This window comes from uncultured Thiodictyon sp. (genome assembly GCF_903828115.1).
Lineage (GTDB): Bacteria > Pseudomonadota > Gammaproteobacteria > Chromatiales > Chromatiaceae > Thiodictyon.
On sequence record NZ_CAIKKU010000286.1, the window covers coordinates 1 to 9343 of the forward strand.

The 9343-nt window shown below is 71.6% G+C and carries 7 protein-coding genes; all 7 read left to right on the forward strand.

The annotated features are described in order from the left end of the window. The first annotated feature begins 159 nt into the window (after window positions 1-159). Window positions 160-378 carry a YtcA family lipoprotein gene (locus QZY48_RS10615; protein ID WP_295430825.1) on the forward strand — a complete coding sequence of 73 codons (219 nt, stop codon included), beginning with the start codon at window positions 160-162 and terminating at the stop codon, window positions 376-378. A gap of 21 nt (window positions 379-399) precedes the next feature. Beyond that, the gene (gene mdtN, locus QZY48_RS10620) at window positions 400-1458 is read left to right on the forward strand and encodes a multidrug transporter subunit MdtN (RefSeq protein ID WP_295430827.1); all 1059 of its coding nucleotides are present in this window, start codon (window positions 400-402) and stop codon (window positions 1456-1458) included. Beyond that, window positions 1436-3559, forward strand: a complete 2124-nt coding sequence (locus QZY48_RS10625) for an FUSC family protein (protein ID WP_295430830.1) — start codon at window positions 1436-1438, stop codon at window positions 3557-3559. The genes mdtN and QZY48_RS10625 overlap by 23 nt, the downstream gene beginning before the upstream one ends. Beyond that, entirely contained in the window at window positions 3549-5045 is a 1497-nt protein-coding gene (locus QZY48_RS10630; protein WP_295430832.1) for a TolC family protein, read from the forward strand. The genes QZY48_RS10625 and QZY48_RS10630 overlap by 11 nt, the downstream gene beginning before the upstream one ends. 327 nt (window positions 5046-5372) lie before the next feature. Further along, on the forward strand, window positions 5373-6467 hold the full coding sequence (locus QZY48_RS10635; protein WP_295430834.1) for a triacylglycerol lipase: 1095 nt from the start codon (window positions 5373-5375) through the stop codon (window positions 6465-6467). Between the two features lie 286 nt (window positions 6468-6753). Next, on the forward strand, window positions 6754-9234 hold the full coding sequence (locus tag QZY48_RS10640) for a tetratricopeptide repeat protein (protein ID WP_295430836.1): 2481 nt from the start codon (window positions 6754-6756) through the stop codon (window positions 9232-9234). A 21-nt stretch (window positions 9235-9255) separates the two neighbouring features. Further along, window positions 9256-9343 (forward strand): MerR family DNA-binding transcriptional regulator (locus QZY48_RS34760; protein WP_366929667.1); only part of this gene is annotated, 88 nt, incomplete at its 3' end.

Genomic DNA, 9343 nt, shown 5'->3' on the forward strand with positions numbered 1-9343 from the left:
GACAACGACAACGACAACGACAACGACGCCCGGTCCGTGGGAACGTCCGGTAGCAGCTTGCCGCGCCAGGTACGATTGGGCTAACCTGTGATCGCCCGCACCCGTCGCCCAGGGTGGGGCCCATCCGATCGCGCAACCCCCACGCCGCCAAAGATCCCCATGGAAACAGCCCCGATCGTCGTCTTCGCCGGCTCCTACTTCCCGGCCTGGATCCCCAGCGTGATGCTGGGTATGGTCCTGGCGGGCCTCGTTTACGCGCTGCTGGTGTGGGCCGATGTGGCGCGCTCGATCCCATTGCCCGGCGTCTTTTATCTGCTCTTGAGCGCCCTGGCGGCCATGGGTCTGTGGCAGCTCCTGTTCGCGCGCGCGACGATCTGACCCCGGACCGGCGCCTGATCCGTGAACCCCCTGTCCGAGCGCGGCATCGAGTTCCGCTCCATTCTGGGCCGGCTCCTGTTCGCCCTGGTCGCGGTCGCGACGCTGGTGGTCGCCTACCGGCTGGCCGCGGCGCTCGCCCTGTCGCCGCGCACCACCGACGCCGAGATCGACGCCGATGTCGTGCGTATCTCCTGTGTCGTGCCGGGGCGCGTCGCCGAGGTGGCGGTCGCGGAGAACCAGTCGGTCGCCGCCGGGCAGTTGCTCTTTCGGCTCGACCCCGAGACCTACCAGTTGGAACTGGAACTGGCGCAGGCCGAGCTGGCGGTGGTCGAGGGCAGCCTCGCGGATCAGCAACGCCTGCGCGAATCCGAACGCGCCAATGCGGTGGTGGCGCAGGACCAGGTGGCCCGTGCCGAGTCCAACCTGGCGCTGGCCACCCGCACCGCGGAGCGGCTGGTGCCCATGGAGTCCGCCGGCTATGTGTCCCGCCAGACCCTGGACGAGGCGCGCACCGCGGTGAGCGACGCCAAGGTCTCGCTGCGCCAGGCGCAGGGCGCCGCCCGCGCCGCCACCACCGCGGTCCAGACCACCAGCGCCCTGGAGGCCCAGGTGCGCGCGAATCGCGCCCAGGTGGCCATCGCGCGGCGGGCACTGGAGCAGACCGAGGTGCGCGCCCCGGTGGCCGGCAAGGTCGTCGGGCTCAAGGTCGCCGCGGGCGGGGTGGTGATGCCGGGGGTGCCGCTCTTCACCCTCATCGACAGCGCCACCTGGGCCGCCAGCGGGCTCTTTGCCGAGACCGAACTGGCCGGCATCCAGGTGGGGGACGCGGCCGATGTGTTCGTCATGATCGACCCGCGGGTGCGGATCAGGGGCCGGGTCGAGGGCATCGGCTGGGGCGTGGCCTCCGACAGTGAGATCGCGGCCCTGGGCGGCCTGCCCTATGTGGCCCGCACCCTGAACTGGGTGCGGGTCGCGGCCCGCTTTCCGGTGCGGATCCGCCTGGAGTCGCCGCCCGAGCGGTTGATGCGCATCGGTGCCTCGGTGGTCGTGGTCCTGCATGAGCAGCGGCGCGCGGACTGAACCCACGCCCGGCGCGGCGGTGCTGCCGCGCCTGCGCGACCTGCTCCGGGAGGAGTTGGCGCCCTTTCCCGGCCGTCTCGGGCGGGTGCTGCGCATGACGGTGCTCTGCGTGGCCGTGGTCATCGTCTGCATGGCCTGGCAGATCCCGGAGGCGGCGCTCGCGGCCTATCTGATCTTCTTCGTCAGTAAGGACGATGCCGGCTCCAGCGCCATCGAGGGCCTGGCCCTGATCGTCGTCGTGGTCCTCGCGGTCGCGCTGGCCTTCGTCGTCACCGGCGCTACGGCCGACGCGCCAATGCTGCGCGTCCTGACCATGGGCGCCCTGATCTATGGCGGCATGTTCCTGTCCGCGACGACGAAATCCGGCCCGGTCGCCGGTTCGCTCGCCATGGTCCTGGCGATGGCCCTGACCGCGCCGGACCTGGTGGGCTATCCGGAGCTGATCACCCGGGCCTTCCTGTGGATGATCCCGATGGTGCTGGTGCCGATGTGCCTGCTGATCCTGCTCAATCTGGTGGTCGGGCGCGACCCGGCCCGACTCTGGGGCGATACCCTGCGGCGGCGCTTCGCGGCGGCGGCCCTGATGCTGGAGTCGCCGGGACCCGTGAGCCGTCGCCGACTGCTCGGGCTCATGCGCGCCGGCGACTCCGCCACCGCGACCTTCAACAAGATGGTGCGGCTGCTGCACGAACTGCCGGCGCCGGCCCTGGCCCGACTCGAGGCGCTGGAGCGGCTCTCCACGCGCCTGCTGACGGCCCGGGCCGCGGCGCCGGTGCTCGAGTTGACCGGGTACGGGCGCGCCCGGCCGCGGTCGCGGGCACTGGGGGCGGTGCTGGCCCGTTTCGATCGGCGTGCCGAGCGGTCCGCGGCGGTGTGGCCGACGCCATCCGCGCCGCCGCCCGAGCCGGCCGCGACTGCCGCCGGGCAGGAGATCGATCGGGTGCTGATCGCCCTGGCCGGGGTCGCCGCGGGTGAGGCCGCGGCCATCGCGCGTGCGCGCGGGCTGACCGAGCGCGCCCCGGCCGCACCCTTTTTCGCCGCCGATGCCTTCAGCAACCCCGAGTACGCCCGCTTTGCACTCAAGACCACCCTGGCGGTGATGCTGTGCTACCTGTTCTATATCGGTCTGGACTGGCCCGGCATCCACACCTGTGTCATCACCTGTTTCTATGTGGCCCTGGGCTCGGTCGCCGAGACCCTGCACAAGCTCACGCTGCGCCTCATCGGCTGTCTCATCGGCGCCCTGCTGAGCTATGTCGCCATCGTCTTCGTGTTCCCGTCCATGCACTCCATCGGCGACCTGGCCCTGGTGATCGCCGCCGTGACCTTCGTCGCCGCCTGGATCGGGCTCGCGAGCGAGCGCACCTCCTACATCGGCCTGCAGATCGCCCTGTGTTTTTACTTGGCGACCCTGCACGGCTTCGGTCCCTCCTACGATCTGAGCATCGCCCGCGACCGGATCGTGGGGGTCGTGATCGGTAACCTGGCGATTGCCGTCCTGTTCGTCTCGCTCTGGCCGGTCAGCGCCGAAAGCAAGATCCGGGCGCATTTCCGCGCCGCGCTCCAGACGGTGCGCAGCCTGCTCGGCGCACCGGCCGGGCGCGCCGCGGTGGCCCGCGCCGGTGATCGCTTCAACACCGAACTCGCGGCCGCCGCCTCGGCCCTGGACCTGCTGAACTTCGAGCCGCGGCGGATTCGGCCGCACCGCGAGCGGCAGGCGGCGGCACAACGGCTGGTGGTGCTGTGCGAGGACCTCTATCTGAACGCCGCCATGTTGGCCCAGCAGCGGGCAACCGACGACGATGCACCGGCCCTGCCGGACGCGCTCGCGCAAGACCTCCGGCGCCGGGATCAGGTCCGTGCCGATGCCATTGCCGCCTTTCTCGACTGGATGGGGGAGACCGATCCCGGGGTGCGCGCGGCGGCGGCGAGCCCTGACCTGAGTGGGGCTCTGAATCCCGACCCGGCACCAGACCTGGAGCCGTCGGCCGACGGCGGGCAACCCTGGTCGGCCGCCATGCTGCGCGAGCGCGAGCGTCTCTATCGGGCCTTCGACCGGCTGCTCGCCGACCTGGTCGCGCAGGCGCGCCATGCACGCTGATCGCGGACTCGGCACCCTGCTCGGCCTGCTGCTCGGCGCCCTCCTGCTGGGCGGCTGCGACGCCACCCTGCCGGTCGAGCCATCGGCGGGGCCGCACCAACCCTGGGTCCTGCCGGAGTCACTGCGCGCCCAGGTCAAGTCGACGCTTGAGCGCTATGGCGACCAGCCGGCCGCGGCGCGGGGGGCGGACCAGGGGTCCGATCCGGCCGCCCTGGACCCGGCGCACGCCTATTCACGCGGTGAGCTCATCGACCTGGCGCAGCGGCGCAACCCGGCGACCCGTGCTGCCTGGGAGCAGGCGCGCCAGGCCGCCCTGGCGACCGGGGTCCCGCGCGCCACCCTGCTGCCGCGCCTGGCGGCCAGCGTCGTCGGCGGCTATCAGCGCCTTTCGACCCCGGTGACCCTGCCCTTTGGCGGCACCCGGACCCTGACGACCGACGTGCAGGCGGTGATCCCGATCCTCACCGTCGAGTGGCTGCTGTTCGACTTCGGCGAGCGGACCTCCGCGCTTGAGGTCACGGACCACTTGGCGACGGTCGCCCGGGTCCAGTTCAACCAGGCGCACCAGCAGGTGGTGTTCGATGTCAACCGCGCCTTCAATGCCGCCGGCGCGGCCGGGCGCAAGGAGGCCGCCGCCGGCCGCGCCCTGGCCGCCGCCCGGCAGGTCCTGGCGGCGGCCGAAACGCGCGCCCTGCGCGGCGTCGGCACCCGCATCGAGATCGCCCAGGCGCGCACCCAACTGGCGCAGGCGCAATTGTCGCTGGTGCAGGCGCAGGGCGAGGCGGCCACCGCCCGGGTGGCGCTGAACGCCGCCCTGGGCACGCCCCACGGCACCCTGATCCGGTTGCGCGACAGCGCCGAGGGCCTGCCCGCGGCGACCGCCGAGGGCCTCGATCAGGTCATAGCGCGCGCCCTGGTCCAGCGCCCGGACATCGTCGCCGGCGTGGCGCAACTGCAGGCGGCGCAGGCCGGCGAGCGCGGGGTGGCCGCTGCCTTCCGGCCCAAGGTCGGGCTCATCGCCAGCCTCTCGACCGGCGACAACCAGTTCAGCTTCAACGGCGGCACCACCTTCGCCGTGCCCCTGCAACAGACCGGCGTGCTCATCGGCGTGACCCTGCCGCTCTATGAAGGCGGCCTGCGCGACAGCCGGCTGCAAAGCGCCCGCTCGCGCATCCTGTCGGCCCAGGCCGCGGTCGCCACCACCCGCGGGGCCGCCGCCGCGGAGATCGCCGCCGCCTACGAGGCCCTGCGCAGCGCCCTGGCCGCCTATCACGCGGCCGACGCACTGGTGGCCGCCGCCGGGGTCGGCGCCGCCGCGGCCCGCACCGGATTCGAGGTCGGCGTCAGCACCCTGACCGACGCCGCCGCCGCCGACAAGGCCCTGCTGGACGCCGAGAACGCCCGCGCCGACGCCCGCCGCAACGCCTTCGACGCCGCCGCCACCCTCGCCTTCGTCACCGCCGGACTCACCGCCGAGCCCCCATAACCGAGCGGCCGCCCCCAAGACGTCGCGCAGCGACGCCTGTGGGAGCGGCTTCAGCCGCGACGGGCCGGGCGCCGAACGCGGCGCCGTCACAGGCCGCTCCCACGCGGGACGAATGACCCCAGAAACAGGATTTCTCTCACAGAGACACAAAGATCACAAAGATTTTCAGAGCGATATGTCGGTCGGGGAGGTCATCTGGGCGGTGCTCGGCGCAACGCTTTCAGTGATCTGTTGTTCTTTGTGTTCTTTGTGAGAGCAATTGCCGGATTTAGGATGACGCACCATGCTGACCGACCGCACCGGCCAGAGCCGCCGGGACCTGCACCCATGACCGAGCCAACAACCAAGAGACCACGCCCGCGGCGCCTCCTGACCCTCGCATTCCTGTCGCTGCTGGCCGTCACCGCCGCCTGGTCCTGGTGGTCGGAGGACCACCCGCGCCAGGAGCGCCGCCTGCGCGTCCTGGTCCACGACCAGTTGTACCACTGGTTTCCGGCGCAGATGGCCCCCGACGACGGCTGGCACGGCCTGCGCCAACGCGGCGTGGCCCCCGCTCCGGCCTCGGCCTTGCGCGTCCTGCTGATCCACGGACTCGACGAGCCCGGGACCATCTGGGACGACCTGGCGCCGGCCCTGGAGTCCGCCGGCTTCGAGGTCTGGGAGTTCCGCTACCCCAATGACCAGGGGATCGACCGTAGCGCCGACTACCTGGCGAGCCACTGGCCGGAACTCCCGCCGGGGCCCCCGCTGGTCCTGATCGGACACAGCATGGGCGGCCTGGTTGCCCGCGACTTCGTCTCGCGTCGGCGCCACCCGGCGGGGGAGGGCGCGCCGGTGGACGGCCCCGCGGTCGCCGGGGTCATCCTCGTCGGCACCCCCAACCAGGGGTCCGAATGGGCGCGGCTGCGCGTCTGGCTGGAACTGCGCGACCAGTTCACGACCGTCGAGGGCCGCCGCTTCTCGCTCTTTGCCGCGCTGCGCGACGGCACCGGGGAGGCCAAGATCGACCTGCGCCCCGGCAGCGACTTCCTGCGCGCACTCAACGCCCGCCCCTGGCCGCCCGCGGTACCGATCCGCGCGATCGAGGGCCGGCTCCTCGCCGCGCCGCCCGAATTCGCCGCGGGCCTCGAGGCCGCCGCCGCCGCGACCGGCTCCGCGGCCCTGCGCCGCCGCCTCGCCGCCTGGTGGAACAGTATCGGCGCCGACCTGGGTGACGGCGTCGTCACCCTGGAGTCCGCCCGCGACCCCGGCGGCGGCGCCCCCGTGGTGGTCAGCGCCGCCCATCGCGGCCTGCTCCTGCGCTTGCTGCCCGGCGACCCGCCGCCGCCCGCGATAGCGCCGATCCTCGACATCCTGCGTCAGTGGGGCGCGGCGCCTCTGCCTGGAGTCCAAGGCTTCAGCCTTGGAGCGCGCCAAGGCTGAAGCCTTGGACTCCAGGCGTTTGGGCTGCGGCGCTGAACTTAGCAGCGGTGCCGCGCCGCGTGGGAACGAGACAACGGCGACTGGGAGCGCCGCACCCCAGTGCGGCGCGGCCTTGCTCAACCCACAGCGGCGGGGTGATCTGCGAGATCGCGCCGCACTGGGGTGCGGCGCTCCCAGGCCGCACTGGACTGGACGTCAGACTTAGCTTAATGGGAGTAACGCGGCGCGTGGAGCACCTCGGGGAGAACTGATAAGCTGGCTTGAAACGCCCCAGGGAATGCCGCCCATGCCCCTCGAACAGCCGCCCAGCATCACCGCGCACGACCGCGCCCTGCCGCTCTTCGCCGACCGCCTGGCCGAGCGGCGCCTGTTCCTGCGCTATCTGCACGCCGCGCCGCCCCTGGAGCGGATGCTGTTCTTCCACGGCGACGGCGGCAACGGCAAGTCGCTGCTGCTCAAGCTCCTGATGCAGGGCTACTGCCGCCGACTCCCGGCGGACGCCTGGGCGCGACTCGACGCCAGCGCCGACGACCGCGCCTGCGTCACGGGCTACGACGCACTCGCCCGCTCGGCCGACGGGTCCGTCGCCGTCCCCTGCGTCTACCACGACCTCGCGGGCCTGGGCAGCGCCGAGGACGACCCGCGCGGCTACTGGTCCGGGCCGCTCATGATCGGCCGCGCCCTGGGCGCCCAGGGGCTCCGGCTCCCGCTCTTCGACTACGCCCTCATGCTCTATCTGCGCGGGCGCGGCCAACTCACCGCCGAGCGCATAAAGGCCCTGTTCCCAGCGGAAGAGGCCGACTTCGCCGGCACCCTCTTCGACCTGATCAACGACACCCCGATCACCGGCCTGGCCGTCAAGGTCATCGGCCTGTTCGACAAGCACCTGAAGACCGACTTCGCCCTGTGGCGCACCGGCCTCAAGCTCGACGAGGCCCGGCTGCAAGCCCTCCAGGCCATGGCCGCCACCGACCAGGGCGCCCGCCTGGGCGATGCGCTGCCCCGCCTCCTGGGCGAATCCATCGACGCCGCCATGCGCCTGCCCGGCGCCCCGCCGCGGCTGGTGCTGCTCATCGACACCCACGAATCCTTCTGGGGCACCGGCCGCCATACCGAGTCCGCGGCGAGCTATTTCGAGCGCGATGAATGGCTGCGCGCGCTGCTCGCCCAACTCTATCGCCCCAATCACGGCGTCGTCGTCGCCCTGGCCGGGCGCGAGCCGCCGCGCTGGGCCGATGCGCTCGACTGTCCCATCCCCGGCGACCTGATCGACACCCAACTCATCGGCCACCTGGACCCACCCGATGCCGACGACTATCTCACCCGTGCATTAAGCCACGAGCCCGGCCGCGAGCGCACGGGCGACCCCGACCGGGCACTGCGCGCCGCCCTCATCCGCTACACACAAATCGCCCCCGACCAGGTCCATCCGCTCTATCTGGGCCTGGCCGCGGACCTGTGCCTGAGCGCCCGCGAGCGCGGCGAGCGGCTGACCGCCGCGGACTTTCCATCGGGTGCCGATGGCAACCGGCGTGACCTTGGCGGCAAACTCGTCACCCGTCTGCTGAGCTACTGCACCGGCGAGGTCCAATCCGCCGTCACCGCCCTGGCCGCCGCCCGCGGCTTCGACCGCGCACTCTATTTCGCCCTGGGCGACCGGCTGCGCTTCGACTCGAGCTCAGCCGACTTCGCCACCCTCACCGGCTTCTCATTCGTCTGGCGCGATCCGGCCCGGCCGGACCGTTACCGCATCCACGACCTGCTGCGACGCCTCATCGCCGGGCTGGAGCCGGAGCGGTCCCGGGAGGCCCATGCCGCGCTGGAGGTCATCTATCGGGGGCGCGGGGAGGGGGAGCCGGAGGCGGTCGCCGAGGCGATTTATCATGCCAATCGGCAGGATTGGGAGCGGGGTTGGAAGGAATGGATCGCGGTCATGGACCAGGCGCTCGCCAATGCCCGCTATGCGCTCGGCGATGCGCTGGCCGCGCTGCGGCCGGAGTTGCGGTTGGAGACGCCCTATGCTGCGGGGGTGGTTGCCCGGCAGATTGGGGAACTGGCGGGTGCCCGCTCCCGGCATGGGACGGCAGAGGCCGCGTTCCGGGAGGCACTCGCGAGCCTCGACGAGGCGTTGGGACAGGCGCCGGATGAGGTCGCTGCTTACAACGAAAAGGGCCTCGCCCTCTGGAGACTCGGTGAACTGAGCGCCGCCCTGAGCGACCATACCGGGGCCGAGTCAGCCTATACCCAGGCCATCGCCGCCTACGGCGAGGCACTGACGCGGGCGCCGGATTACGTCGCTGCCCACATAAACAAGGGCACCGCCCTCTGGAAACTCGGTGAACTGCGCGCCGCCCTGAGCGACCACGCCGGGGCCGAGGCCGCCTATATGCAGGCCATCGCCGCCTACGGCGAGGCGCTGACGCGGGCGCCGCATTACTTCGATGCCCACATGAACAAGGGCAACGCCCTCCTGAGTCTCGGTGAACTGCGCGCCGCACTGAGCGACCATGCCGGGGCCGAGGTCGCCTATATGCAGGCCATCGCCGCCTACGGTGAGGCACTGACGCGGGCGCCGGACCAGGTCATGGCCCACATGAACAAGGGCAACGCCCTCCTGAGTCTCGGTGAACTGCGCGCCGCACTGAGCGACCATGCCGGGGCCGAGGCCGCCTATACGCAGGCCATCGCCGCCTACGGCGAGGCGCTGACGCGGGCGCCGGATTACGTCGATGCCCACCTGAACAAGGGCTTGAACTGTTGCGATTAAAGTTGTACATTTTTGCCAAACATGAGCAAAAAAGTGTACAAAGTAAGGATAGGCGAGGCGGCGGAAGCTCTTGGGGTTTCGCCCGCGACCGTGCGCCGCTGGGAGACCA